Here is a 25,066-nt window from a genome sequence, read left to right on the forward strand (position 1 = left end):
AACGAATAACTTTCGGGAGCAACTATGGGGCGCATCATAACGGGTTGGCGGGCGTTGCGCAAAGTAGGTGCGTGTTGGCTCTGCCAGCAATATCGTGAGCTTCATCAAGGTTTATGCCATATATGTATGCACGATCTTCCTCGCCTACCGCCGCGCAGCTGTCAGCCTTATCGTCAGGAGGCGGAATTTCATTCCCCATGCCGCATGTGGATTGCGGCGTTATCTTATGAAGCCCCAGTTGATCGTTGGTTTCAAGCTTATAAATACGGACATCAGCCCAGCCTTGCCAACACCTTCGCACAGTTGCTTGCGGCGCAAGTGATTACCACATATCAAGCACAGGGTATCTACTTGCCGGAGGCGATTGTGCCTATCCCCCTGAGCACTATGCGCTGGTTTCAGCGCGGCTATAACCAAGCGGAGCTGCTGGCTCAGGAAGTGGGTAGATTGTTAGATATTCCCGTACTGTTTCCGCTGCGCCGGCGTTATACGCGGGCGAGCACGGGATTGCATGCGCTGGAGCGATCATTGAATCTAGAGCGGGCCTTTTATCTAACGCAATCGCTGTCGGTGCAACGAGTGGCGCTGGTCGATGATATTATAACGTCAGGGGCGACCATGGACGCCGCGGCATTGGCTCTCACGTGTGAAAGCCCGTTGCTCATTGATGGTTGGGCGCTGGCCTACACACCTGCGGTAGGAAAAAAATAACCCCGTCAATGACGGGGTTATCGTAAGGCAAGGAGCTCGGATTAGTGAGCGTGTTCGTGTTCCTCATCCGCCATAGCTTCGTCTGCTTCTTCGGCACCCGTACCTAGTGCATACTGGGACCAATACAAGGCGTTTGCCATAAGTTTGGTCGTACCCCAGAAGTAGCCGCGGAAATTTACGTTATCGGAGAATCCAATCACACGCCCTGAGCCTAAACGGTGTGCGACGACGTTCGACTTACCGCCTAATACCTCGCGGTTACCTGTGGAGGTAAGCCCAGCGAGTACTGGATTTTCCACATAGCGTGCGACATCCACAAAAGGTGCTTCATTGGCTTCAAACGCCATGGTGCTATTTTTGAAAATAGGCAGCTCCGCGCGCGGAAAGCCAACGGTAAGAGGATGACTTAAGTCGAGACGGGTATTGAAGATAGCGCCTGCAATACGTTGTTGCGCGAAGAAATCACTGCGATCGCCATAACTTAGGCCTTCACTTGGGAATTTCTCGCGGAATGTATCTTGGCTTACCACGGATGCAGACAACAGGTTATTCTCAGTCATCCAGCGCGCACCACCTTTTTGTCCAATCAAGACACCGCCTGAACGAACCCACTGTTGCAAGCGACCACGGAATCGATCGCTCAAGGTGCGATAGTGCCCATCCACCAAAATAATATGGGTATAGCGATCAATATCGGCAGAATCTAAGCGTTGGGTTTCAATCATGGTCACCGGTAAGTTTAGATCCCGATCAAGGTAATACCAGGCTTCCCCAGCTTCTTGAAGATGGGTACCAAAACCAATCACCAATAAGACATTGGGAAGGGTTGCCGGGTCGATACTGCGGCTTCCGATGTCCATGCCTACGCTCGGGGTTAATCCGCTAACGATAGTATGAACAGGTACCCGGTTGGCGTCGGCCAATTCCTTCAGAAGTGACTGCACTTCATTCCAAGGACGGTCTTGATAGGCGCGGGTCACGAGCACAGTACCGCGCGGGAAGCGCTGTTCGCCATTAGGTGTCGTAATGGTCATGTCGTCAGCAGCGAGTCGGGCATGCACATTATTGCGCAACAGATGGGTTAATACACGAGGCGCAAAGTGCGGTTCCCAACTAAATGCATAGCCGACACGGGTATCACCCAACTGGTTTTCAGAGAACGCCTTTGGCGCTGACCAGGCTTCGTTGCTGATACGGAACCGACGGTTCTGGCGAAGCTCGCTGAATTCAACGTTGAATGCCATGGGCAGGGTCCATGCAGAAACATCATAGAATGTGTTGTCGGGGAAATCCTGACGGGTGGTGAATGCACCTTTAAGCAAGCGGTAATTGCGTTGACGAATGGGTACCCAATAAGCTTCGCCGGGACGATAGGTCACGTTATTCACCGAGAACTCTTCGCTGACGGGGTACGCCTTAATGTTGTGGGTATTTAAGATGCGTAAGAGTTCGTGCATGCGTCCTTCATCGGCTTCTTTCAACATGTAACCGTCGAAACTCTCGCGGGCTGCCAGCGTCATATTTTCTTTGAAGAATCGCTGCTGGAAATCAAGCAGTTCATCACGATGAGCCACTGCACCGCGAATGGTTGAAAGTGACGTCACAAACTGATTTTTAATGGTGAATGGGAATGACACATCACCGTTAATCGATTCTTGTAAATGACCGCGTGACGATGCTTGCTCAAACAAGATAGCTATGGTGCCCTGGGCATCGGGATAACTTGAGCCCTTACCGTAATAGAAGTCGTCGAAGGACTCTTCGGTGTAATACAGGCTATGAATCTCATCCAATGCGTCGGCATGAAACGTTGCTATTTTCTCTGTGAGTTTTACGTTCTCATCAGGTGTAAGCGGGTTCTTGCGACTCGGAATACCTGGCTGGAAGAAGTAGGTTGAATCTGTACCCATCTCATGGTGATCCGTGAGCACATTCGGCAGCCAGCGTTGATAAGTATCGATGCGTGCTTCCGATTCTGGGTGCTGCAGAAGTAACCAATCACGGTTTAGATCAAACCAGTAATGATTTTGACGCCCACGCAACCAGTCTTGCTGGTGTTCACGGTGCTGGCGATCGTTATTGGGTGTCATGGATTTGTACTGATTCACCCAATTTGCGAATCGGGCGATACCGTCTGGGTTGTACATGGGGTCGAGCAGGATAACGGTGTTATCTAGCCATGCATCAATTTCATCACCCTGTGCCGCGGCTAAATAGTACGCGGTAATCAGCGATGCATTCACGCCCGAAGGTTCATCACCATGCACGCTGTAACCTAAATAGACCACAAGTGGTGCTTCGGTTGCAGTCACATTTTGGCTAGGATCAGAAACCGCCATGTGTTGTTGACGCATTTCCTCTAAACGGCCTTGGTTTTCCGGCGCGCTAATTTTAAGTACAAGGAGAGGGCGTCTCTCGTGGGAATAACCGGTAACTTTGAGCGTCATGCGATCAGAAGCGTCCGCTAAAACTTCGAGGTAGCGCTGCACCTGCTCTGGGCGAACATGCCACTCTCCCACTTCAAAGCCAAGGAAATCGGCAGGCTTAGGAATGGATTCGTCATAGCTGACATGGTCTGGTAAATAGTAACTTAACTCAATGTCACTGGCGTGTGCTGCAAACCCGAGCGCTGCGAGCAAGGCGACCAAGGCGCCGGTAGTTTGCCTTAAAAAACGGTGTAATAAACGTGCAATCATTATGCTATTCCCCTGTTATACATCGCGAACACCCTAGCAGAAGGTATAAAAACAACCAAGTGGGTTACTATGCAATGCGCTCCTGATGCGATAGAATAAACCCTAGTAATTTAGTCGGGTATACCCGAATCGATGTTGAAACATGCACGCGATTGAAAACACAGAGGTAAGGTTTAAGGTCATGATTAGTATTTCCGAATCGGCACAAGCTCATTTTCGTGAGTTATTGAGCAATCAAGATGAAGGGACCAGCATACGTGTGTTTGTGGTAAATCCAGGCCGACCCAATGCCGAGTGCGGTGTGTCATATTGTCCGCCTGATTCTGTTGAAGATAACGATATTCGTTTACCCTTTACCGGTTTCGATGCAGTGGTGGATGAAGAGAGCGCGCCCTTCCTTGAGGCCGCCGAAATTGATTTCGTTCAGCAGGAGCTCGGTTCACAGCTCACGTTGAAAGCGCCAAATGCCAAAGCCAAAAAAGTAGACGATGATGCGCCTCTCATTGAGCGCGTTGATTATGTGATTCAGAATCAAATTAACCCGCAGTTGGCCAGCCATGGCGGACAGGTGATGATTTCTGAGATTACGACCGATGGCGTGGCTATTTTGCAGTTCGGTGGGGGGTGTAATGGCTGCTCCATGGTCGATGTGACCTTAAAAGATGGGATTGAAAAGCAGCTTTTGGATTTATTTCCACAAGAGCTTTCAGGAGTGCGTGACATTACTGAACACCAACGTGGTGAGCATTCATATTACTAGGTGATGACCTGTATCACTTAAGCCCGCTTGAATAAGCGGGCTTTTTTTATTCCTTGGGAAAACCCTTCGTGGGATCCGTTTGAAGTACTACATGAATAAAGTGCACGCCGTCTTCCACAAAAACCCGCTGTGATCCTTCTTTAACAAACGCTAGCGAATTAGGTTTATTCGTGATCCAATCGCCTAAACGTTGAGCATGCTCGAGAGTATTTGTTCGAAATAGACCACTACACCGTGTTCCAGAACAAACCAGCGAATGTATGGTGGTGTCGCCAAAATCATGAATCGCGAAAGTAACGAGACGGTGATGTTGAAAGGCTGCCGCCGATTCTATTTTGGCCAGTAGCTGAACATTCATTTGAATGATTTCATGCAATGACAGCTCTTTTTCGGTACTTTCATCCACCTCCGTTTCCACGGCGGCTTGGTCCAGGTCTTGGGAAACTTCTGTCGCTTCGAATACCTCGCCGCTGGCAACCACTATTTCCTGCGGTAGTTCGTCGACATCAGGTGTTTCACTCGAGCGCGGCGTCGTTTGTTCGCTGCGTACAGAACCATCTGAGTGACTGAAGCTCGGAAATTTCATGGAGAAATGCTGCTGGGCAATGATGCCTAAGATCAAAAAGATTAGAATCACGCCCCCGACAAAAAACAAGACTGCTTTGAGCATAAATTCTCTCCAACTGAAAATATTGTGATCCTAATTTTATTCTAGCTGCGTACCTTATTCTTGCTAACAACCAAATAGTGAGGATAAACCCATGAACAATTTCACTAAAGTGCTAAGTGCTTCAGCGTTAGCTGTCGCTCTTGCGGCCTGTGGTAGCAGTTCCTCCGGGTCAGATGTAGGGACTCCAAACCCACCATCACCGCCACCAGCGGATCCGGGCAATTTTGAAATCCGTGTGCATCATGCTTCTGCAGATGCCCCCGCGGTTAATATTACCGTGAACGGCGATATCTTTTTGGATAACGTCGATTATCAAGTGTCATCTGGCCTCGCCAGTGTTGAAGAAGGGACATACGACATCGGCGTCGATGCGATACTTCCAGGTGGTGACACTGCTACAGTTATCGGCCCATTGTCACTCGATCTTGAGGCGGATATGCGCTACGACGTGTTTGCGTTAGGTCGTGTTGACGATGAAACGCTTGAGCCATTTATCGTAGCCAATGAAATTTCTGATGTCAGCGGCGGAAACGCGCGCATTCAAGTATTGCATGGTGTGCCGATTGATGTAGCTGTGGACGTCTACTTAACGGAAGTGAATGCTGACTTGTCTGCTGAGCAACCTGCTGCAACGCTCGCTTATCAAGAGCATACGCCACAAGTTGAAGTTCCAGCTGGTTTTTATCAGGTACGTATTACCGTTGCTGGCGATGTAGACGCGCTCTTGTTTGACTCCGGCGAAGTAAGCCTTCCTGCCGGTGCGGATTTATTCCTTACCGCAACGCCAAATGTTGCAGCAAACGCGGATGAGCGTCCGATTGCCTTATTAGTGGCTGACGGAGAAGGCTCAGCGGTGCTTTATTCCGTAGATACTGGTGCAGATATTCGCGTGGTTCACGCCGTGGCAGACGCGCCTGCGGTGGACATTTTGGTAAATGATGCAGTGGCCATTTCGGAACTTGCGTTCCCAGAGTTTACTGGTTACGTCAACCTCGCCGCAGATGAATACAATATTAAAGTAAATGCAGCAGGTACGGAAACCACCGTAATTGATGCAGATGTTGAGCTGATGAACGCGTGGCAGTATTCCATCCTCGCCGTAGGCGAACTGGGTGAAGGAACAATTGCTCCGGCAGTGATCCGTGATTTTAATCGCCGCGTAACTACAGAAGCGATTGTGCGAATTGTACATGCTTCACCGGCGGCCGGCCCTGTGGATATTTACGTAACCGCCACGGATGACATCACTGACGCGGATCCAGCATTTGCCGGTGTTGATTTCGATGCTGCTGAGATTCAAGCCACGGGTAATGTTTCTTTAGCGCCAGGTGAGTACTACGTAACGGTAACACTGGCTGGTACCAAAGATGCAGCGATTGGTCCGGTGATGTTGGACCTCATGGGTGGTGGACTTTATACCGCCATTGCAGTTGATGCCGCAGACGGTGGGCTACCGCCACAACTGATTCTTATGGATGATTTCGTAAGCGACGAATAAACTCCCCCTGGGTCTATGCAGTATTTGACCTCTCTAACCGCCCCAATCGGGGCGGTTTTTTTATTCACGTTGAAACACGGATACGCTGTTCCAGCGAAGCCAGATAAACTGGCTCATCCCACGACCTGCCATAAAACAGACTAAAGCCAACCATAACCCATGGTTTTCCAACGAAAGCGAGAGCCACCACACTGGGAAAAATACAAACAAGGTTGAAAAGAGCATGGTGTTGCGCATCGCTTTACTGGCCGATAAACCAATAAATACACCATCATAAAAATAGCTCCAGTGGGCAACCATTGGCAGAATAATTAGCCAGGGTAGATAGATTTCAGCGGTATGAATCACCTCAGGAATATTGGTGATTAATCGAATAATTGAAGACCCAAACCAGAGAAAAATAAGACTGTAGATGAGCGCGAAGACAAATGACCAAAACAGACTAACGCGAAACCAATGCCGAATCCGTTGCGGGTTCTTTTGTCCTTTTGCTTGTCCGATTAATGCTTCAACAGCATAGGCAATGCCGTCTAAGCCAAGGGCAATCAACACCAGAAACTGCATTAAGACGGCATTGGCTGCAACGGTGATGGCGCCATAATATGTGGCGTAGCCTGTCATCATGGCGATACATAGTTGGAGACAGAGCGAACGTACAAAAATGTCGCTATTCATGCGTGCCAAGGCCATGGTTTCTGACCAAAGCGCGCGAGGCCATCGAGCAAAGGTTAAACCCAAGCTCCGATTGACTAAGAAAAACCCAAGCAGTGCGGTGGACCACTCCGCAATAAGTGACGCGTAAGCGGCGCCAACGACATGGAGGTTTAAGCCAATAATAAGAATGACATCGCCAATTACATTGACAAGATTGATAAAGATAACGAGAAACATAGCTGATCGTGCTTGCTGGCGCCCAAGCAAAACCCCGAGAACGACCAAGTTAATCAGCGCCGCTGGCGCACCCCAAATACGGATGTCGATATATTGAGCGGTCAAGGATTTTACGGGAAGTTCAAGGTCGACTAAGCTCCAAAGCACCATGAGTAGCAGCGGGGTGGCTGCAATAATAACGATGCCCAAAATAAGTGCGAAAAGTAAACCATGATTCCAGTGGCGTTGCTGCTGAGCGATGTCATTTGCGCCAAAGGCATTGGCCACTACCCCGGTGGTCGACATACGTAGAAAAATCGCCATCAGATAGACGAAATTAATCGCCATGGCTCCGACGGCCACTGAACTCAAGTAGATAGCCTCTGGCAAATGACCTATGATAGCGGTATCAATAAGACCCAACATGGGCGCAGCAATATTGGAAATCATCATCGGAAGGGCGATTGCAAATACGCGCCGGTGATCGGCCATCCAAAAGCGTCGCCACGCACTGAGGGTCATGCTATTTGTCTCCGGAGGAACATATGAAAAAAGGATTCTTGGTCGTTGTCTTGGCTCTTGTGGTGAGCATTGCTTTTGTTTTGCTGCCGCCTGAAAGTCATGCACGTTCAGATGCCCACATATCAATCCTACTTTATCACCATGTGAGCGACAGTACACCACGCGTAACCAGCGTGACAGAGGCTGAGCTGCGGGAACATTTACAGTATCTAAAAGACAATGATTTCACTGTGATTGATATTCGCGATGCGATTGCGGCGGCACGCGGTGAGAAAGACATTCCTGAGAAGTCGGCGGTGATCACCTTCGATGATGCCTATCAAAATATTTTTACGAACGGACGCCCGATTCTAAACGAGTTCGATGTGCCATGGACGTTGTTTGTTACCACCGACCCGATTGGAAATCGGCCTGGGCAATATATGAGTTGGGATCAAATCCGTCAGTTGCATGAAGAGGGCGTTGTGATTGCGAATCACTCGACTGACCATGCTCATTTACCTAGACGCCATCACGGGGAATCGGAGCGGGCCTGGCTGCAGCGGATGCGCGACAACATTTTATCAGCAGAACAAAAAATTAAAGAAGAAGTGGGTGTGAGTTACAAGTTGTTTGCGTACCCATACGGTGAATATGACAATAAGCTTGCTAACTTAGTTGAAGAGTTAGGCTTTATCGGCTTTGGTCAGCACTCAGGCGGTTTCGGGGCCTACAGCGATTTCAGAGCTATTCCGCGGTTTGCGGCGGCCGGCATGTATGCAAACTTACGCACCTTAGGCACTAAGATGGCCGCGCTCAATTTACCTGTGTTGGAAGCGCACTATAGTGACACGTTGCTGAATCATGACGACACGAAACCGGTGTTGGAGTTAGTGGTAGATACCGACGATTTTCATCGCCATCAATTCAATTGCTTTATCCGCAGTCAGCCGCATCCACCGGAATGGATTGCGGATAATCGCTTGCGAGTGCAAGCGTCAGAAGCGATTGGTATTGGCCGTCAACGGTACAATTGTACCGCGCCAAGTATCAGTAAGCCGGGTCGATTCTACTGGTATTCTATTCAATGGATTCGCCCGGATGCAGAAGGCAGCTGGCCCGACTAGAAGGTATTGAGCTGCTCAAGGTAGCGTACAATGTCACGAAAATCTTGAACAAGTAATTGTGGATTCACCGTTGGCATTTCACCAAGCTCATGCTGGGGGCGGAAGATGGCTTGCTGCTGCCCAGCAGGGTTCACTAAGATAATGGCTGAGCTGTGATTCACGAGATAGTTACTCTCGTTTTCATCGGGAATGGAATACATTAAACCGATGTTACGCACAAAGGGATATAAATCCACGTGTTCTGCACGCACACCAAGAAAACCCTCACCGAAAAAGTCCACATACATCGATAAACGGTCAATATCATCGCGCTGGGGATCAACACTAATCATCCAGACTTGCACTGGGAAATTAGTGGCTTCGGCTAAGTCATCCCAGCGGCTCTTTAAATGCGCCATTGTGGTGGGGCAAATATCTGGGCAGAAAGTATAGCCGGTGAAAAGCAATGTCCACTGCCCAGTTAAATCAGCAAGGCCGACATCCTGACCGGCCGTACCCTCAAGACGAAACGGCTCAATTGAGCGCGGGGCATCATAGATGCGTGCAGACGCAAGCGTTGGTTCGCGTACTTCGGTGAGACTGATATAGGTAAAACTACCGAGAACCGCGACCACCAGTAAACCGAGCAGCATTAAAAACTTCTTCATAACGACAGATTACCTTTTCCATGTGTCATTTTCAGTGCGCTCAAAAGCCGCTGTAGTGATCTGCAAGCAGCAAAATAAACAAAATCATCAAGTGCCAAATAGAGAACTTAAACATATTCCAGGCGGTAAACTTGCCTGGGTTTACTTTGAGTTTCCATGCGTAGGCCAAGAAAATAATGTTCAGTACACTGACACCGATTAGATAGAGCAATCCGCTCATCCCCACCAAATAGGGCAGAATGCACACGACACCCAACAATACCGTATAAAGCAGGATACAGGTTTTGGTGAAATCAATGCCGTGCGTGACCGGTAACATCGGAATTTCTGCGCGAGCATAATCCTTGGCACGATGTACAGCGAGGGCCCAGAAATGAGGCGGCGTCCATGTGAACACAATCATCACCAACAATAGCGGATAGGCGTGGATCTCGCCGGTTACAGCGGTCCAGCCTAAAAGCGGCGGGGCTGCCCCAGCAAGCCCACCAATCACGATATTCTGTGGCGTTGCGCGCTTTAAATACATGGTATAAATCACCGCATATCCGACCAAGCTGGCCAGCGTGAGTACCGCGGTAATACGATTAACGAACAGATCTAAAATGAGGAAACCAATGCTTCCAATAATTGCGGCGAACGTGAGCACCTTTCGCGGTGACAGAGCGCCGGTTGGCAAAGGGCGGCGTAAGGTGCGTGCCATGCGTGCGTCGATATGACGATCGACTAAATGATTTAACGCGGCGGCAGAACCCGCCATAAGGCCAATTCCTGTTAAGGCTGGAATTAATATATCCCACGCCACCCAGGTATCAGTGGCTAATGCCATACCGACAAGTGCCGTGAGAAGTAGCAGTGCCACTACCCGTGGTTTGGTTAATTCCAGATATTCGCGCCAACTGGCGCGCTGGGTAAGCGCGATTTGTTCAGACATGGCTCACCTCCTTTTTTGATTGTGCAATTTTGTACAGACTATAGTTTAAGACGACAAGAGTCACCATCAATAACGCACCCACAGCATTGTGAGCGACGGCGACAAGGAGTGGCAGGCTAGCGACGACATTGGTTACGCCCAAAGCAACTTGCACCACCAGTAACACAGTTAGCAGGACTGTGAGGCGCCTGAACCAAGCGCTACTGGCTTTTTGCCACATACTCCACAGCAAGCCAGCCATAACACCGAGAACCACGAACGCCCCGATCCGGTGGAATACATGCATGGTCATGCGCTCTTCGTAGTTATGCACACCGAATTCATAGTTGTCTGCCTCAGGGACACTAAAGGCCCCGAGAATATCCATGCGGCTCCACCAGTTGCCTTCACAAATAGGCAGCGCGGTACAAGCCAGTGCTGCGTAGTTTGCTGCAACCCAACCGCCGAGGGCGATTTGAATGATAACCACCACAAGCGCAACGGCGGCAAGCTTCTGCAACGGCAGAAGGGACTCCTCAACAGGAATGGGTACCTCCGCCTCTCGCAGGTACAGCAGTGTGAGTAAGGTGAAGGTGCTAAAGCCGCCCAATAAATGCAGCATCACAATGGTGGGTTGCAGTGCCATGGTAACCGTCCACATACCCAAAGCCGCTTGAAATATAATCAGAGCAAGCACACCGACCGCTAGCTTGTAAGGCTTGTTCATTACGCCCGCGCGCCGACGACGCACCGCAATAATGGCCATGACCAACACGAGTATCCCCAAAATACCGGCGGCGTAGCGGTGAATCATTTCATTCCACGCTTTAAAGTGATCGAGCGGGGCTTCTGGAAAGCGCAATTCCGCTTTAGCCATGCGGTATTCTGTGTGAGGTACTTTCAAAAAGCCGTAACAACCTGGCCAGTCAGGACATCCAAGTCCGGCATCCGTTAATCGCGTATACGCACCTAAAATAATAACAACGAGAACCAATCCTAACGAGAATGCAGTTAACTTTTTCATCGAAAACACCTCATCCGACCCGCGATAACTTCAATAGTTTTTGTAAATCAGAGAGCAGATCGCGACCGCGCATGACCACCTCTGAACGATCGTCAGAACCGGGGTACCACATCACCACCTTGCCCACGGGATCGATAATCATCAAGCTGTGCTCTGGAAGCTCAGCCAATAGCTCGGAGGTGTGGGGTAAGGTATGTAGGGTTACCGTGTTATCTTCAGGCAGCGCAGGCAGGCTGGCCGCGCTCTGTTCGTCGCGAATAGCGACGGCACTGACACGGTTCTGCTGGCGACCTAAGGCGTGAAAGATCTGGCCGCTAACATAAAGCGCATTCTCACACGCTTGGGTACACTCTGCAGGCATTCGATAAGCAATGCGCCAGGTGTTTGGAAGTTGCTCATTGTCGCTCGCGGCTAACTCAATCGGTGGATCCACCAGATGACCTTTCTGGGAGACGCCAGATTCGTACCATCCGAAGGAGAGTACCAATTTAGCGATGAGCAGTGGCAATACAAACACCAACGCAATAGTGAGTAAAACCCGGCGATTTCGTTGTTTTAGTTTTTTTACATCGGGTGAGTTCATGGTTACTCCTCGTACGACTTCGCTTTAGCTCGAATACGGCTGGCGACGAAAAACACCACGAGCGCAGCAATCGCTAAGCCAAACCACTGAACGGCGTAAGCATAATGTCGATGCGGCGTCATGACGACAACAGGCCACTCGCGGGGAAAACCTAAGGGGTTCTCTTCATCAAGTAGCAAGATAATAGGGGCAAGATTTAAATCCAGTGCACTATTTAATTTATCAATTTCCGGAAACTGAATTCGTATCGGCCAAGAGTCTGGCGCTGCAAAAGTTTGTTCTTGCAGCATAAACGGACGCTCTGAAGGCACTCGAACGCGACCATTGAGCTCTACCTTCCCTTCCGGGAGCTCAACGTCGGGAAGTTCGCTGCGGTTAATACCCGCAGGAACCCAGCCTAAATTCACGGGCAACAACACAGGCGAAAATTCTGGCGCCTGAGCGAGGGCCATCACATGATATCCGGCGCGGCCATGTAAAATTTGGTTATCAATCAAGAAGTAGCGGCCCTGATCAAACGTAGCCGTTACGGCAATTCGTGTGTCCGGCGCATCCGCCAATGCACGAAGCTGTTCGGCGTTGGGCTGTTGGAGTTGTTCGGCCTCGGCATGACGGTCGATAATCATCTGTTTTTCTTGGCCACGATCAATTTGCCAAAAACCTAACTTGACCATGATTGCAATCGCAAGCAAAGTAACAAGGAGCGCTCCAGGATGGAGGCGAAATGAAAACGAACCAACACGAAGGATTGTCATCACAACTTCAGAGGACCCACGGTGTTAAATGTCATTCTAAAAATTATATTGGTTGCATTACTGCTATACATCATCGTCAACCTGTTTCGGGGGCTATTTAGTGCGTTGAAGAAAGATCCAAATGCGCCACCGATGTCTCATTTTATCGGTCGCCGAGTACTCTTTTCGGCAGTTGTTCTAATTCTGGTGATCTTGGCATTAGCCTTTGATGTCACCACAATAAATCAGCGCCCCTACTAAGCAGGGGCGCTTGTTTTCTTACATAATGTAAACGAATACGAACAAGCAAATCCAAACCACATCAACAAAGTGCCAGTACCAAGCCGAGGCTTCAAAGGCAAACTGGTCGTCTTTGTTAAAGTGACCCGCCTTGCATCGGAAAAACATCACAATCAGCAAAATTGCACCTAAGGTAACGTGCAATCCGTGGAAACCGGTAAGCAAGAAGAAGGTGTTGCCGTAAATACCCGATTGCAGTGTCAAACCAAGGTCACGATAGGCGTGCACATATTCGTACATTTGCAAGCCAAGGAAGATTAAACCTAGCGCAATAGTGACGAATAACCAATTCATTAACTTTTTACGCTTACCTTCTTCAAGGCCCACATGCGCGAAGTGCAACGTGACTGAAGAAATAACAAGAATAATGGTGTTAATGAGTGGTAAGCCGAACCAGCCCATGGCTTGTGTTTCTGTACCATCTGGCGTAGTTGTGAGTGGCCAAATGGCTTGGAAACCGTCCCAAAGAATCTGATTCGTCATCTCGTTGTTACCGGCTCCACCCAACCATGGCACCGCAATCATACGGGCATAGAAGAGAGCGCCGAAGAACGCGAGGAAGAACATGACTTCGGAAAAAATGAACCAAAGCATACCTTGGCGGTACGAACGGCCCAATTGTGCGTTATACAAGCCAGCCCGTGATTCACGAATCTGATCGCCAAACCAGCCGACGAGCATAATACATAAAACAACTAAACCGGCGAGCAGTACCCAATGGCCGAAACCTGCTTCCTGATTCGAGTATTCAATCGTAAAGTGGCCAGCACCAAAGGCGATTAAACCTAAAGCCACTGAGCCAACTAATGGCCAGATGCTCTGGTCGGGCACATAATACTTTTGTGGATTATTTTTTTCTGTGCTCATTTAAATTCCCTCATTCTGAACGATTCGTGCTCGCTGTGCGCGGCCGAACTTGATCAGTCAGGTCATACATCATGTACGAAAGCGTTAATCGGTGAACGTGGTCAGGTAAATCCGGATCTAAATAAAACTGCATTGGCATCACCGCACGTTCACCAGCCGCCAACGGCTGGTTTTCAAAACAGAAACATTCTGTTTTGTTTAGGTACAGAGACGCTTCACCGGGTGCTACCGAAGGTAATGCTTGTGCAACCACATCACGATTTGTTTTGTTTTCGACATAGAAATTGACGATTTTCACTTCGCCAGGATGCAAACGCACCGAACGGACCTCCGAGGTAAAATCCCAGGATACGCCACGGCTGACCCGCGTATGGAATTCCACGGTAATCACCCGTGATTGATCGACCTGCATACTTGCGTCGGCAGTTGCAGCGGTATTGCTAGTGCGGCCATTAAAACCGGTCACTTCGCAAAACTTTTCGTACAAGGGTACGAGTGCAAAGCCAAACGCAAACATAATCATCACGGAGCCTAACAGCCGGGTAATGACCCGACTGTTGTCTTGGCGTTTCGGTTGCTGCTCACTCATGGCTACTTCACCTGCGGTGGAACATCAAAGGTGTGATACGGAGCCGGTGATGGAACTGTCCATTCCAATCCTTCAGCGCCTTCCCATGGTTTTGCTGGGGCTGGCTCACCTTTCTTCATTGCCGCTTTCACAACAACTGCAAGGAAGATTAACTGTGAGAACCCGAACAAGAAACCACCGATACTGACAATGGCATTGATGTCGGCAAATTGCAGTGCGTAGTCTGGAATACGGCGTGGCATTCCGGCGAGTCCTACAAAGTGCATTGGGAAGAACAGGATGTTCACAGAAATCAGTGAACTCCAGAAATGCAATTTACTGAGGAAGTCGTCGTACATCACGCCAGACCATTTCGGCAACCAGTAATATGCCGCTGCCATAATCGAGAACACAGCGCCAGTTACGAGAACGTAGTGGAAGTGAGCCACCACGAAATAGGTATCATGGTATTGGTAATCGACTGGTGTGATTGCCAGCATAATGCCTGAGAGGCCACCTATGGTGAACAGAACCACAAAGGCGATTGCGAACAACATCGGCGTTTCGAAACTCATGGCGCCGCGCCACATGGTGGTAACCCAGTTAAATACCTTCACCCCCGTCGGAACGGCGATCAACATCGTCATATACATGAAGAACAACGATGCGAATGTCGGCATGCCGGTGGTGAACATGTGATGCGCCCATACCAAGAAGGACAAACCGGCAATCGATGCTGTTGCGTATACCATGGAGGCATAGCCGAAGAGTGGTTTGCGTGCGAACGCTGGAATAATCGCCGACACAATACCAAAACTCGGTAAGATCATGATGTACACTTCTGGGTGACCGAAGAACCAGAATAAGTGCTGGAACAATACTGGATCACCACCACCTGCAGCATCAAAGAAATGGGTGCCGAAGTATTTGTCGGTGAGTACCATGGTCACGACGCCCGCCAGTACCGGCATTACTGCGATTAATAAGAAAGCAGTAATAAACCAAGTCCAAACGAACAGTGGCATCTTCATGTAGGTCATGCCAGGAGCGCGCATGTTCATGATGGTCACGATCACGTTAATTGCACCCATGATCGATGACATCCCCATAATATGCATACTAAACACAAACAGGGCCGTGGAATCGGTACTGTAGGTTGTGGATAGGGGAGCATAGAATGTCCAGCCGAACGCTGGAGCACCGCCAGGCATAAAGAACGAAGACAGCATGATCATGAATGCGAATGGTAAGATCCAGAAAGACCAGTTATTCATTCGCGGTAACGCCATATCTGGCGCACCAATCATGAGTGGAATCATCCAGTTGGCAAGGCCAACGAAGGCTGGCATTACCGCACCAAATACCATGATGACACCATGCATGGTGGTCATTTGGTTAAAGAAGTGCGGATCAACGATTTGCATGCCCGGTTGGAATAACTCAGCCCGAATCATCAGGGCCATCGAGCCACCGACCAAGAACATAATAAAACTAAACCATAAATACATCGTTCCGATGTCTTTGTGGTTCGTGGTAAATAGCCAACGCTTAATGCCCGTTGGCTTGTGATCATGATGATCGTGCGCGTCGTGGGCGCTGTGGGTATCTGTAACAACAGTGCTCATCGCCATAGCCCCCTATTGGTTACCCTGTGAGAAGTGATGGACGTCGGCGGCTTGCACCACATCCCCGGTATTATTGCCCCAAGCGTTGCGTTGGTAAGTAATAACCGCAGCAATTTCACTCATAGTGAGGGTATTACGGAACGACTGCATCGCTGAGCCTGAAACACCGTTCCAGACGACGTCGATGTGCGCTGTTTGGTCGTTTACCGCGATGCCCTGACCAACAAGGCCTGGGAATACCCCGGGAACACCTTGACCATTGGGCTGATGACAGGCTGCGCATTGCGACATGTGAATTTGCTGACCTAATTGCATCAGCTCATCTTTTGACATTTCCATGCCCAGAAGACGCTCTTCCTCGGCGCGGCGATCAGCTAAACGCTGCTCTTCACCTTGTGCCCAAGCTTCAAAATCTGCTGGATCTTTGGCAATAACAACAACCGGCATAAATGCATGATCGCGTCCACACAATTCCGCACACTGACCACGGAAGATGCCCGGCTCATCAACACGGAACCAAGCTTCGTTGATATATCCAGGGTTGGCATCTTTCTTCACTGCGAATTCAGGGACCCACCAAGAATGAATGACGTCATCAGAGGTAATCAATAAGCGAATCTTCTTGCCGGTTGGAACCACCATCGGGCGGTCAACTTCAAGCAGGTAGTTTTCGGTGCGAGGTAAGCGGCCGTAGATCTGTTCCCGAGGGGTGGCCATATTGCTCATGAACTCAATATCGTAGTCCAAATAGCTGTAGTGCCACCGCCATTGAGACCCGGTGACTAATACACTCATATCGGAATCTGATGTGTCATCCATTTCGATCAGGGTGATTGTGGCAGGTACTGCCATAGCCACCAAAATCAGGAAAGGAATAACTGTCCAAGCGATTTCCACTTTTACGTTATCGTGAAATTTCGCTGGGGTAACGCCACGGCTTTTCCGATGACGCAAAATGGACCAGAACATGGCGGCAAAAACGATGACACCAATGACCACACAGATCCAGAACACCAGCATGTGTAAGTTATACACTTTTTCACTGATATCTGTGACACCGCGGGTAAGATTTAACTGCATACTATCGGCGTGTGCCATGGGCGCTAAAAACAACGCTGGCAGGCCGAGCAGCAGGCTCGTTAGTCTCACATTCACTTGACTTCTCCTCTTAGTCTTTCGCACATGAGTACACCGGGGAGTGAACATCTGATTGAAAGCACAAAGAGGTCAGCAAGAAAGGAACTGCTTTTCCCCAAAAATCTCAGTTCTTGCCTAACCCTTTGTCATTTATTATCGCCACCGAGGTGGCCATTTATTATTTAAGGTATATCAAGGCGCTGAAACGAATCGTCGAAGCATGAACTTAGACGTACAACATCGAATTGACAGCTAGTACTTTGATGACGATCAAAATACCATCAAAGATGTTAATAAAAAAGGGGTTGTTGTTAACAACCCCTGGGGATCTCCCAAAATAGGGAGAAGTGGAGACAAATTTAATGCAGAGGGTCTTCGCTAGACGCTGAGGAAATGAAAAAACTTTGCGCTTGGCTGGCACGTGCTGCAAGTTCGAGACGTTTCTTGTCGCGACCTTGGCAGTCGCCTACCCAAGCAATCACTAACTGACTATTGTTAATCAACAGTGCCTGTTCTGTGGCCCAGAGCGCAGTGTCTTGATCGGATACCGAAACCCGACGAATGCGATCAGGGTTAATACCTGCAGCTACAAGCTGTTCAATGAACTCTTTTGCGGGCTTGCCAATGAGTGTTACCCACTGGTCGTCACGCTTACGCATGGTACTTAACGTAACCCATAATTGTTGCTGCATGCTGGGTTGCTCTGCGCCTGTTCTTAATTCCGCAGGCGCTGTTTCGTGTCCCCAAATGCCAGGATGAGAAAAACGACGAGTTAATGCAGAGTAGTTCATATCCAACCTCCATTTCGAATGACACCTACGGCAAGGCCTTCAATCGTCATAAATTGCTGGGTTAAATCCACTTGGATAATTGAAAACTCTTCATTTTCTGGGTGGAGTAACACCATATTGCCGCGGCGCTCAAAACGTTTCACTGTGACATCATCTTCCACACGGGCAACAACAATCTGTCCGTTGCGGGCTTCATTCGTACGGTGAACGGCGAGCATATCCCCATCTAAAATACCTATATCTTTCATGCTCATGCCATGCACACGTAAGAGATAATCGGCACTTGGATGAAACATGCTTTGATCAACTTGATAGTGCGATTCAACATGTTGTTGAGCGAGAATAGGCTCACCCGCAGCGACACGACCAATGAGGGGGAGTCCTAGTTGTTCTGGAGCTTCTTCCTCTTCAATCAATAAGCGGATTCCACGCGACATGCCTGGCATCATTTCAATGACGCCTTTTTTGGCCAATGCCTTTAAATGCTCTTCCGCGGCATTGGCGGATCGGAACCCTAACCGCTGTGCAATTTCTGCCCGTGTCGGTGGCATGCCAGTCGCTTCAATATTCGTGCGAATGAGTTCGAGAATCTCTTGCTGTCGTGGCGTAAGTGGTCGCATATCAACACCTGTTTATTCGTACAGTATGCTGTCAGTATATACAGTGTTTTAACCTTTGCAACTTTTTTGAACAAAAAGTTTCTGATAGGGCAAGTTTTCGATAAAAATGATATTCTTAACTATTCAACTCAGTTTTAATCCGCGACTATTTCGACAAGAGGTCAGCGGTTCGAGCTCGGAGTACCGATGAAACGAACGTCTTTGCTCTTCAAGTTATTACGTCTGCCCGTTACCTGGCTTACGAAAGTAAAGGCCATTGCGGATAGTTTTGATGGTAGCCCATCGTCACCCGATCACGTGGTGTACGTGATGCGGGCCCCATCGACCACTGATTTAATTGTGGCTCGAAATACCTGTCGAGAACTTAACTTGCCTGATCCCACAGAGCCTTTGGTCATCAATGGTAAAGCATTTGACCGCGTACTCTATCTTGAGGATCCGAAAGCGCGCTTGGGTCAGGATCCGCAGCAAGCATTTCAAGCGCTACTGAAGCTCCATCAGCAGCACAATTATAATGTGCACATGCATCCTATTGCGTTGTTTTGGGGGCGTGAGCCCGGGCGCGAGCGTAATGAAGCAAACGCGATGACTGCGGACATCGAAGTGCCCGGCAAATGGAAACGATTTTGGTTAGTGATGTTTTCCGGCCGCAATATTTTGGCGCGGGTATCACAACCGGTTAGCCTACGAACCATGGCCGATAGTCACGCCAGCGATAAGGCGCTTGCGCAGAAGCTTACACGGGTTGCTCGTACGCATTTTGCCCGTCTTCGTTATGCGGTGGCAGGGCCGAAATTGCTTGGCCGAGAAGAGATGATTCGGGATTTGTTGCAGAGCCCGGCGATTAAAGCCGGAATTGCCGAGGAATCACGCAATAAGCGAATCTCCATGACTGCGGCGGAGAATCGGGCCCGCAAATACCTGCACGAGATCGCTGCAGATTACCGCGATAGCCTCGTTCGGTTCGGTGATCATTTGTTTACTTGGTTGTGGACTAAGATCTATAGCGGCATTTCTGTAAAAAACGGCGACACCATTCGTAAACTGGCCCAAGATGGTCATGAGATTGTGTATATGCCGTGCCATCGCAGTCACATGGATTACTTATTGCTGAGCTTCGTGATTTACAAAGAAGGCTTGGTGCCACCGCATATTGCGGCTGGCGTGAATTTGAATTTCTTTCCGGTGGGTACATTATTTCGCCGGGGGGGCGCGTTCTTCCTTCGCCGTAGTTTCCGAGGCAACAAGCTTTATTCTACCGTGTTCCGCGAGTACCTCACCCGTCTTTTCCAGAAAGGCTATGCTGTCGAATACTTCATGGAGGGTGGACGCAGTCGAACAGGCCGTTTGCTCCCACCGAAAACAGGCATGCTGGCCATGACCTTGCAAAGTCAATTACGCGGCGTTACCCGTCCCGTTACCTTTGTGCCTGTTTATTTAGGCTATGAGCACGTGATGGAAGTGAGTACTTACCATGGCGAGTTAAAAGGGCAGGCGAAGAAGAAGGAATCGGTGTTCCAAATTTTTGGAATATTACGCAAGTTGAAAAATTTTGGTCATGGCTATGTCACCTTTGGCGAGCCGCTACGACTGTCTGATTATCTTGACCGGTCACAGCCGGATTGGCGGGACTCGGTAACTCATGGTGCGGAAGAGCCGGCAAAGCCCCGCTGGATGACGCCTATTGTGAATCATTTGGCGGAAGTAATGATGCGGCGAGTAAACGATGGGGCGGCCCTTAACCCCATTAACCTTACCGCTATTAGTCTATTGAGTGCGGAGCGCCATAGCCTTACCCGGGAAGAGTTAGTCGATCAAGTCTTAGCGTATAAAGCACTGCATAGGGAAGTGCCTTACAGCAAGGATGTGCAAGTTCCCTCATGGTCTGGCGATGAAATGTGGGATCATTTGATGGCGATGAAGAAGTTTGAAGTAAATGAGAATAGCGCTGGGGAAGTGGTGAGTTTAACGCAAACCCAAGCGATTACCTTAACTTACTATCGGAACAACGTATTGCACATGTTTATTGTTCCGGCGTTGTTAGCGCGCTTTGCGCGTCGAGGACGAAACTTCCGAGCGTCTGACGCAGCCGTTTTTATTCAAAAATTATATCCCATGCTGCAGGCAGAGCTGTTTCTTAATCGCGATATGGAATCCATACCCTTATGGGTTGAAGCGCTGTGTGAGGAGTTTGTCCGCCAAGGGTGGTTGCAACCAGACAGCAGCGAGTTTGCCGATGGCTATCGTATCGTCGAGCGTGAGCAGGCTGGGTACGTGCAACTGACACTGTTAGCCAATGCAAGCGAAGAAACCCTTACCCGATATGCCATCGTGTTAGAGCTGTTGCAACAATCAGGAAGTTTATCGCGGTCAGTGCTTGAGCAGTCCAGTGAGCGGATCGCAGCGCGCTTGGGTGCCCGCCATGGAATTGATGCCCCTGAGTTCTATGATAAGCGTATCTTCAGTACCCTGGTATCGGTGTTGAAATCTGAGGGTTATATTCGTGTTGCTGATGATGGTGGTTATACGTCAGATGAACGCACCGGTGTGTTAAGCGATGAAGTGGACGTGTTACTCGGAAGCCAAGTACAACGAACCATTCGAGAATCGGTGAAACGTTTGTTGGCCGAACAGTAAAGTTGTACCGAACCTTTAAGATAGAACCCGCAGCTAAGTTTTATTCGCTGCGGGTTTTTTGTTAGATGGGTGCAGAACCAAAAGGAATGGGCAACCAATAGTGCAGGGCTAAACCAATAGTAATTAGCATCCCGGCATAGTGATTTTGGCGGAACGCCAAGAAACATTCTTGCGGTGAGCGATCGCGAATAAGCCATAGTTGCCAGATGAAAAAGAGTGCCATAACAAGTAAAGCTAACCAAAATACCCAGGTGGCATCAATCATCCAGCCGACAATACCGAGTAAGAAAATCGTTGCGGATTGCAGTGCGCCAATCACCAGAATGTCGTACTGTCCGAACAAAATCGCAGTGGATTTAACACCTACCTTTAAGTCATCTGCACGGTCGACCATGGCATATTCGGTGTCATACGCCACCGTCCAAAGTACGTTTGCGATGAAAAGTATCCAGCACACAAGCGGGAGACTATTACTTTCAGCGGCGAAAGCCATCGGAATCGCCATACTAAACGCAGCGCCTAGAACAAATTGTGGTAAATGGGTGACACGTTTGGCAAACGGATAGGCAATGGCCAGTGCTGCGGCAACAAATGACAATAAGATGGTGAGTGTATTGAGTGTGAGCACCAGCATAAAGGCAAGAATGACGAGCACAGCGAAGAGGATCAGGGCTTCCGAGGAAGTTACTGCGCCGGTGGCCAATGGTCGGTTTCGAGTGCGTTCCACGTGTCCATCAATGTGCCGATCGGCGAAGTCATTGATAACACATCCTGCGGAGCGCATCAGAAATACGCCGGCAGCGAAAATGGCAACCAAACGAATCGATGGGTCGCCATTTCCTGCGATTAATAGTGCCCAAAAAGTTGGCCAAGCAAGCAACCAGGTACCGATGGGCTTGTCCATGCGCATGAGCGCTCGATAATGATCAAAACGAGTCATGATGAACTCCGTAACGGCTTGGTTTTATTTAGAACTATCAGCATAGCAGTCTGTTGCGGAAAGAAACACTTCGCTTACGAGAATTCGAGTTCCTGCGATATCGAATACTCGCCGGCGGCCCCACAACGATTGGGTGTTTGCATGTAGCGCTGTATTCAACCGGCCCGCGCCTGAGTCCGGCGCAAAAGGTGCAATCTCAATGGGGCCAGGAATGGTATCGGTACGGGTAAATAAATGCTCGCCCAGTGGCTGATTTCCCAAGGAGGTTAACTCTGGATTCGCTGCCAACCGCTGGTGAGGAAGAATACTGCGAGCAAATACAAGGGCTGACCCTGCGGAGTAGAGTAACACCTCGCGAATCGTGACAGGTTCTTCAGGGATTTGTAATGCCGCGTACTCGCACGGCTCAGCGATGCCTTCGGTTTGCCCTAAAACCCGCACGGCAAACTCAGGATTAAGCGCCTTTATTTTGGCAGTAAGCGAGCCGCTATCCAGCAGCCAACCTGCTAGACGAGTGGGTAAACGAGTGGATTCAGGTGATTGCCAGCGGGCAACCGTTCCAATTGGAAACACGCATTCACTCCCTGATTTAGCGGTGGGCCCAGGTTTTACCATGTTAATTATTGGGTTTAAGGACACGCACGGCACCACCGATGAGCGCGCCGCTTAAGAGACCAGCAAGGTGGGCCTCGTTCGCCATGTTGACCATGAGTAAATCGGTAAAACCAAGCGCCAACCAGCCTAACATAAAGACCAATAATGCCGGCGGTAGCGCTAGGGCACTGTATCGACGTCCCCAAGCATTGACGATGGCAAAGCCAAACAATCCATAGACCACGCCACTTAACCCACCGAAAAGAGGACCACTATAAGCCCACTGGGCATAGTTGGAGACAATCGCTGTTACCAGTGTCACCGTCAGCAACATGCCGGAGCCGAAGGTAAGTTCAAGTCGGCCACCTAAATACCACCACCAAAACAGATTGAATACTAAATGCATGGCGGAAAAATGCAGAAGCATGGGGGTGACAAAACGCCAAGGTTGAGACGGGTGTAACTCAGGTACGCCCCCTGGTGTGATTAGCAGTGCATGCAAGGTTGCTTCGGGGGCGATGAACCATTGCATAAAATAAACCAGCAAAACCAGCACAAATACGATAAAAGTGACGATTCCAGCTTGGCTCGCCAGCGTTTGCCACAGGGAGCGAGTCGCTGAGGCACCCCGGCGTGTGGGTAAGGATTCGGGTGATGGTGGATTGTCTTTAAAGTTTTGCAATACATCTTGGGCGAGTGCGTCGTACCCGTGTTGAATTAGCCAAAGCTCTAAAGTACCGCCACGCTCAGTAACAGTAACGGGAATACCATGGCGCTGCATGACAATCTGCAGCGTGTTCATCTCTTCACTGTTCTTGGTGGCGTACAGTTTTTTCACGCGTCCTGCTCAAGTTGATCGGGATAGGTATCGGCCCATGCCACCATCCCACCGTCGACACTGTAGACTTCGGCAAATCCTTGTTGGGCTAAGTATTGCCCAGCATTTTGGCTACTTATCCCATGATAGCAAAATACCAGAACGGGCTGATTCGCATCGGCTTGCGCGATAAAGTCCCCCAGATTGTCATTACTGAGTCGGAATGCTCCGGAGATATGACCCGTCGCAAATGCGTTCGGATCGCGAATATCGGCGATTTGGGCCTCTCCGGAGGCGACCAATTTGGCGGCCTCCGCAAGTGCGATGGTACTGAAACGTCCCATGGTATCCTCGTTTAATTAGGTCCAATCTAAAATAATTTTACCGGATTGGCCTGAAATCATGGTCTCAAAGCCTTTCTGGTAATCATCAACCGACATCGTGTGGGTGATGATTGGGCTTAAATCCAAACCAGACTGTAACAAGGCGACCATTTTGTACCAAGTTTCAAACATTTCGCGACCATAAATACCTTTGATCACTAAACCCTTAAATATAACCTGATTCCAGTCGATCGCCATATCGCCAGGCGGGATTCCCAACAAGGCTACTTTGCCGCCATGATTCATGGCTTTAAGCAGTTGATTAAAGGCAACCGGCACCCCTGACATTTCGAGTCCGACATCAAATCCTTCGGTCATGCCAAGATCTTTCATCACTGTGTCGAGATCGGTTTTGCGGGTATCTACAGCACGTGTTGCGCCCATTTTCTCAGCGAGGGATAACCGATATTCGTTAATATCAGTAATCACCACATGGCGTGCACCGGCATGACGTGCCACTGCGGCTGCCATAATCCCGATAGGGCCGGCACCAGTAATTAAGACATCCTCACCGACCAAATCAAAAGATAATGCGGTGTGCACGGCATTCCCGAAAGGGTCAAAAATAGAAGCCATTTCATCGGTAATGGAGTCTGGTAACTTAAATGCATTATCCGCAGGAATAACCAGGTATTCTGCAAATGCACCGGGCCGGTTCACACCAACGCCAACCGTGTTGCGACATAAGTGACGACGGCCAGCGCGACAGTTACGACAATGCCCGCATGTAATATGGCCTTCGCCGGAGACACGGTCACCAACGGCAAATCCGCGCACGCCATCGCCCATAGCGGCGACTTCCCCCACATACTCATGGCCTACCGTCATACCCACGGGAATGGTGTTTTGCGACCATTCATCCCACTTGTAGATATGGACATCAGTGCCGCAAATAGCTGTTTTGCGAATTTTAATCAATAAGTCGTTATAGCCGTATTCTGGTTTTTCCGCTTCGGTCAACCAGAGTCCGGGTTCTGCTTTTAACTTCGCCAGTGCTTTCATAAATCGAAACTCACTCCTGAAGAATTAACAACGGCTTAGCGCCGTTGTTTCTAT

General features: G+C 49.4%; 25 protein-coding genes. 6 read left to right on the forward strand and 19 right to left on the reverse strand.

Annotated features, from left to right (window positions below; genetic code table 11):
- Positions 1–24: 24 nt before the first annotated feature.
- A complete protein-coding gene (locus tag HXZ99_RS04700; protein ID WP_194756131.1) occupies positions 25–711 on the forward strand; it encodes a ComF family protein in 687 nt (228 codons plus the stop codon).
- A 41-nt stretch (positions 712–752) separates the two neighbouring features.
- Here the strand turns inward: HXZ99_RS04700 and HXZ99_RS04705 are convergent, their stop codons facing one another.
- Entirely contained in the window at positions 753–3,407 is a 2,655-nt protein-coding gene (locus tag HXZ99_RS04705; protein ID WP_194756132.1) for a M14 family metallopeptidase, read from the reverse strand.
- A 181-nt stretch (positions 3,408–3,588) separates the two neighbouring features.
- On the opposite strand from HXZ99_RS04705, the gene nfuA reads away from it, so the two are divergent.
- Positions 3,589–4,167: a Fe-S biogenesis protein NfuA gene (gene nfuA, locus HXZ99_RS04710; protein ID WP_194756133.1), complete on the forward strand. Its 579-nt coding sequence runs from the start codon at positions 3,589–3,591 to the stop codon at positions 4,165–4,167.
- A gap of 46 nt (positions 4,168–4,213) precedes the next feature.
- Here the strand turns inward: nfuA and HXZ99_RS04715 are convergent, their stop codons facing one another.
- The gene (locus HXZ99_RS04715; RefSeq protein WP_194756134.1) at positions 4,214–4,837 is read right to left on the reverse strand and encodes a hypothetical protein; all 624 of its coding nucleotides are present in this window, start codon (positions 4,835–4,837) and stop codon (positions 4,214–4,216) included.
- Between the two features lie 91 nt (positions 4,838–4,928).
- Between HXZ99_RS04715 and HXZ99_RS04720 the strand changes: the two genes are divergently transcribed.
- Positions 4,929–6,335, forward strand: a complete 1,407-nt coding sequence (locus tag HXZ99_RS04720; protein WP_194756135.1) for a DUF4397 domain-containing protein — start codon at positions 4,929–4,931, stop codon at positions 6,333–6,335.
- Positions 6,336–6,395: 60 nt separating this feature from the next.
- Here HXZ99_RS04720 and HXZ99_RS04725 read toward each other — a convergent pair whose 3' ends face one another.
- A complete protein-coding gene (locus tag HXZ99_RS04725) occupies positions 6,396–7,727 on the reverse strand; it encodes an MATE family efflux transporter (protein ID WP_194756136.1) in 1,332 nt (443 codons plus the stop codon).
- A gap of 23 nt (positions 7,728–7,750) precedes the next feature.
- Here HXZ99_RS04725 and HXZ99_RS04730 point away from each other — a divergent pair, with 23 nt between their 5' ends.
- Positions 7,751–8,833 (forward strand): polysaccharide deacetylase family protein, encoded by a 1,083-nt coding sequence (locus HXZ99_RS04730; RefSeq protein WP_194756137.1) that lies wholly within the window; start codon positions 7,751–7,753, stop codon positions 8,831–8,833.
- On the opposite strand, the gene HXZ99_RS04735 is transcribed toward HXZ99_RS04730, so the two are convergent.
- From HXZ99_RS04735 to HXZ99_RS04755, 5 genes are read right to left on the reverse strand one after another with little or no spacing between them, the layout of a single operon-like run.
- Entirely contained in the window at positions 8,830–9,480 is a 651-nt protein-coding gene (locus HXZ99_RS04735) for an SCO family protein (protein ID WP_194756138.1), read from the reverse strand. The genes HXZ99_RS04730 and HXZ99_RS04735 overlap by 4 nt on opposite strands.
- A gap of 40 nt (positions 9,481–9,520) precedes the next feature.
- Positions 9,521–10,411 (reverse strand): heme o synthase, encoded by an 891-nt coding sequence (gene cyoE / locus HXZ99_RS04740; protein ID WP_194756139.1) that lies wholly within the window; start codon positions 10,409–10,411, stop codon positions 9,521–9,523.
- Entirely contained in the window at positions 10,404–11,414 is a 1,011-nt protein-coding gene (locus HXZ99_RS04745; protein ID WP_194756140.1) for a COX15/CtaA family protein, read from the reverse strand. Before HXZ99_RS04745 ends, cyoE begins: the two co-directional genes overlap by 8 nt.
- Positions 11,415–11,424: 10 nt before the next feature.
- A complete protein-coding gene (locus tag HXZ99_RS04750) occupies positions 11,425–11,997 on the reverse strand; it encodes a hypothetical protein (RefSeq protein WP_194756141.1) in 573 nt (190 codons plus the stop codon).
- 2 nt (positions 11,998–11,999) lie between these two features.
- Complete coding sequence (locus HXZ99_RS04755; protein WP_194756142.1) at positions 12,000–12,752, reverse strand: SURF1 family protein; 753 nt, start codon at positions 12,750–12,752, stop codon at positions 12,000–12,002.
- 21 nt (positions 12,753–12,773) lie between these two features.
- On the opposite strand from HXZ99_RS04755, the gene HXZ99_RS04760 reads away from it, so the two are divergent.
- Positions 12,774–12,992 (forward strand): DUF2909 domain-containing protein, encoded by a 219-nt coding sequence (locus HXZ99_RS04760; protein WP_194756143.1) that lies wholly within the window; start codon positions 12,774–12,776, stop codon positions 12,990–12,992.
- An 18-nt stretch (positions 12,993–13,010) separates the two neighbouring features.
- On the opposite strand, the gene HXZ99_RS04765 is transcribed toward HXZ99_RS04760, so the two are convergent.
- From HXZ99_RS04765 to lexA, 6 genes are all read right to left on the reverse strand, one after another.
- Positions 13,011–13,898, reverse strand: coding sequence for a cytochrome c oxidase subunit 3 (locus HXZ99_RS04765; RefSeq protein ID WP_194756144.1), 888 nt, complete (start codon positions 13,896–13,898; stop codon positions 13,011–13,013).
- A 10-nt stretch (positions 13,899–13,908) separates the two neighbouring features.
- Entirely contained in the window at positions 13,909–14,487 is a 579-nt protein-coding gene (locus HXZ99_RS04770; RefSeq protein WP_194756145.1) for a cytochrome c oxidase assembly protein, read from the reverse strand.
- Between the two features lie 2 nt (positions 14,488–14,489).
- On the reverse strand, positions 14,490–16,091 hold the full coding sequence (gene ctaD, locus HXZ99_RS04775; protein ID WP_194756146.1) for a cytochrome c oxidase subunit I: 1,602 nt from the start codon (positions 16,089–16,091) through the stop codon (positions 14,490–14,492).
- Positions 16,092–16,103: 12 nt separating this feature from the next.
- Complete coding sequence (coxB, locus tag HXZ99_RS04780) at positions 16,104–17,189, reverse strand: cytochrome c oxidase subunit II (RefSeq protein WP_228517684.1); 1,086 nt, start codon at positions 17,187–17,189, stop codon at positions 16,104–16,106.
- Between the two features lie 398 nt (positions 17,190–17,587).
- Complete coding sequence (locus HXZ99_RS04785) at positions 17,588–18,019, reverse strand: hypothetical protein (RefSeq protein WP_194756147.1); 432 nt, start codon at positions 18,017–18,019, stop codon at positions 17,588–17,590.
- The gene (gene lexA, locus HXZ99_RS04790; protein WP_194756148.1) at positions 18,016–18,639 is read right to left on the reverse strand and encodes a transcriptional repressor LexA; all 624 of its coding nucleotides are present in this window, start codon (positions 18,637–18,639) and stop codon (positions 18,016–18,018) included. Before lexA ends, HXZ99_RS04785 begins: the two co-directional genes overlap by 4 nt.
- 186 nt (positions 18,640–18,825) lie before the next feature.
- Between lexA and plsB the strand changes: the two genes are divergently transcribed.
- Positions 18,826–21,276, forward strand: coding sequence for a glycerol-3-phosphate 1-O-acyltransferase PlsB (plsB, locus tag HXZ99_RS04795; protein ID WP_194756149.1), 2,451 nt, complete (start codon positions 18,826–18,828; stop codon positions 21,274–21,276).
- Between the two features lie 61 nt (positions 21,277–21,337).
- Here the strand turns inward: plsB and ubiA are convergent, their stop codons facing one another.
- The 5 genes from ubiA to tdh are packed head-to-tail and all read right to left on the reverse strand — an operon-like array spanning position 21,338 to position 25,012.
- Positions 21,338–22,216, reverse strand: coding sequence for a 4-hydroxybenzoate octaprenyltransferase (gene ubiA, locus HXZ99_RS04800; RefSeq protein WP_194756150.1), 879 nt, complete (start codon positions 22,214–22,216; stop codon positions 21,338–21,340).
- 24 nt (positions 22,217–22,240) lie between these two features.
- Positions 22,241–22,789, reverse strand: a complete 549-nt coding sequence (locus HXZ99_RS04805) for a chorismate--pyruvate lyase family protein (RefSeq protein ID WP_194756151.1) — start codon at positions 22,787–22,789, stop codon at positions 22,241–22,243.
- 43 nt (positions 22,790–22,832) lie between these two features.
- The gene (locus HXZ99_RS04810) at positions 22,833–23,648 is read right to left on the reverse strand and encodes a rhomboid family intramembrane serine protease (protein WP_194756152.1); all 816 of its coding nucleotides are present in this window, start codon (positions 23,646–23,648) and stop codon (positions 22,833–22,835) included.
- Complete coding sequence (glpE, locus tag HXZ99_RS04815; protein WP_194756153.1) at positions 23,645–23,971, reverse strand: thiosulfate sulfurtransferase GlpE; 327 nt, start codon at positions 23,969–23,971, stop codon at positions 23,645–23,647. Before glpE ends, HXZ99_RS04810 begins: the two co-directional genes overlap by 4 nt.
- Before the next feature lie 15 nt (positions 23,972–23,986).
- On the reverse strand, positions 23,987–25,012 hold the full coding sequence (gene tdh, locus HXZ99_RS04820) for an L-threonine 3-dehydrogenase (RefSeq protein WP_194756154.1): 1,026 nt from the start codon (positions 25,010–25,012) through the stop codon (positions 23,987–23,989).
- Positions 25,013–25,066: the final 54 nt, after the last annotated feature.

Origin of the sequence: Aliidiomarina indica, assembly GCF_015354615.1 — a bacterium.
GTDB lineage: Bacteria > Pseudomonadota > Gammaproteobacteria > Enterobacterales > Alteromonadaceae > Aliidiomarina > Aliidiomarina indica.

Bases quoted from the DNA above. Each gene is read 5' to 3' on its own strand.
- HXZ99_RS04700 (WP_194756131.1), top strand. From the start codon at position 25: ATGGGGCGCATCATAACGGGTTGGCGGGCGTTGCGCAAAGTAGGTGCG.
- HXZ99_RS04705 (WP_194756132.1), bottom strand. From the start codon at position 3,407: ATGATTGCACGTTTATTACACCGTTTTTTAAGGCAAACTACCGGCGCC.
- nfuA (WP_194756133.1), top strand. From the start codon at position 3,589: ATGATTAGTATTTCCGAATCGGCACAAGCTCATTTTCGTGAGTTATTG.
- HXZ99_RS04715 (WP_194756134.1), bottom strand. From the start codon at position 4,837: ATGCTCAAAGCAGTCTTGTTTTTTGTCGGGGGCGTGATTCTAATCTTT.
- HXZ99_RS04720 (WP_194756135.1), top strand. From the start codon at position 4,929: ATGAACAATTTCACTAAAGTGCTAAGTGCTTCAGCGTTAGCTGTCGCT.
- HXZ99_RS04725 (WP_194756136.1), bottom strand. From the start codon at position 7,727: ATGACCCTCAGTGCGTGGCGACGCTTTTGGATGGCCGATCACCGGCGC.
- HXZ99_RS04730 (WP_194756137.1), top strand. From the start codon at position 7,751: ATGAAAAAAGGATTCTTGGTCGTTGTCTTGGCTCTTGTGGTGAGCATT.
- HXZ99_RS04735 (WP_194756138.1), bottom strand. From the start codon at position 9,480: ATGAAGAAGTTTTTAATGCTGCTCGGTTTACTGGTGGTCGCGGTTCTC.
- cyoE (WP_194756139.1), bottom strand. From the start codon at position 10,411: ATGTCTGAACAAATCGCGCTTACCCAGCGCGCCAGTTGGCGCGAATAT.
- HXZ99_RS04745 (WP_194756140.1), bottom strand. From the start codon at position 11,414: ATGAAAAAGTTAACTGCATTCTCGTTAGGATTGGTTCTCGTTGTTATT.
- HXZ99_RS04750 (WP_194756141.1), bottom strand. From the start codon at position 11,997: ATGAACTCACCCGATGTAAAAAAACTAAAACAACGAAATCGCCGGGTT.
- HXZ99_RS04755 (WP_194756142.1), bottom strand. From the start codon at position 12,752: ATGACAATCCTTCGTGTTGGTTCGTTTTCATTTCGCCTCCATCCTGGA.
- HXZ99_RS04765 (WP_194756144.1), bottom strand. From the start codon at position 13,898: ATGAGCACAGAAAAAAATAATCCACAAAAGTATTATGTGCCCGACCAG.
- HXZ99_RS04770 (WP_194756145.1), bottom strand. From the start codon at position 14,487: ATGAGTGAGCAGCAACCGAAACGCCAAGACAACAGTCGGGTCATTACC.
- ctaD (WP_194756146.1), bottom strand. From the start codon at position 16,091: ATGAGCACTGTTGTTACAGATACCCACAGCGCCCACGACGCGCACGAT.
- coxB (WP_228517684.1), bottom strand. From the start codon at position 17,189: ATGGCACACGCCGATAGTATGCAGTTAAATCTTACCCGCGGTGTCACA.
- HXZ99_RS04785 (WP_194756147.1), bottom strand. From the start codon at position 18,019: ATGAACTACTCTGCATTAACTCGTCGTTTTTCTCATCCTGGCATTTGG.
- lexA (WP_194756148.1), bottom strand. From the start codon at position 18,639: ATGCGACCACTTACGCCACGACAGCAAGAGATTCTCGAACTCATTCGC.
- plsB (WP_194756149.1), top strand. From the start codon at position 18,826: ATGAAACGAACGTCTTTGCTCTTCAAGTTATTACGTCTGCCCGTTACC.
- ubiA (WP_194756150.1), bottom strand. From the start codon at position 22,216: ATGACTCGTTTTGATCATTATCGAGCGCTCATGCGCATGGACAAGCCC.
- glpE (WP_194756153.1), bottom strand. From the start codon at position 23,971: ATGGGACGTTTCAGTACCATCGCACTTGCGGAGGCCGCCAAATTGGTC.
- tdh (WP_194756154.1), bottom strand. From the start codon at position 25,012: ATGAAAGCACTGGCGAAGTTAAAAGCAGAACCCGGACTCTGGTTGACC.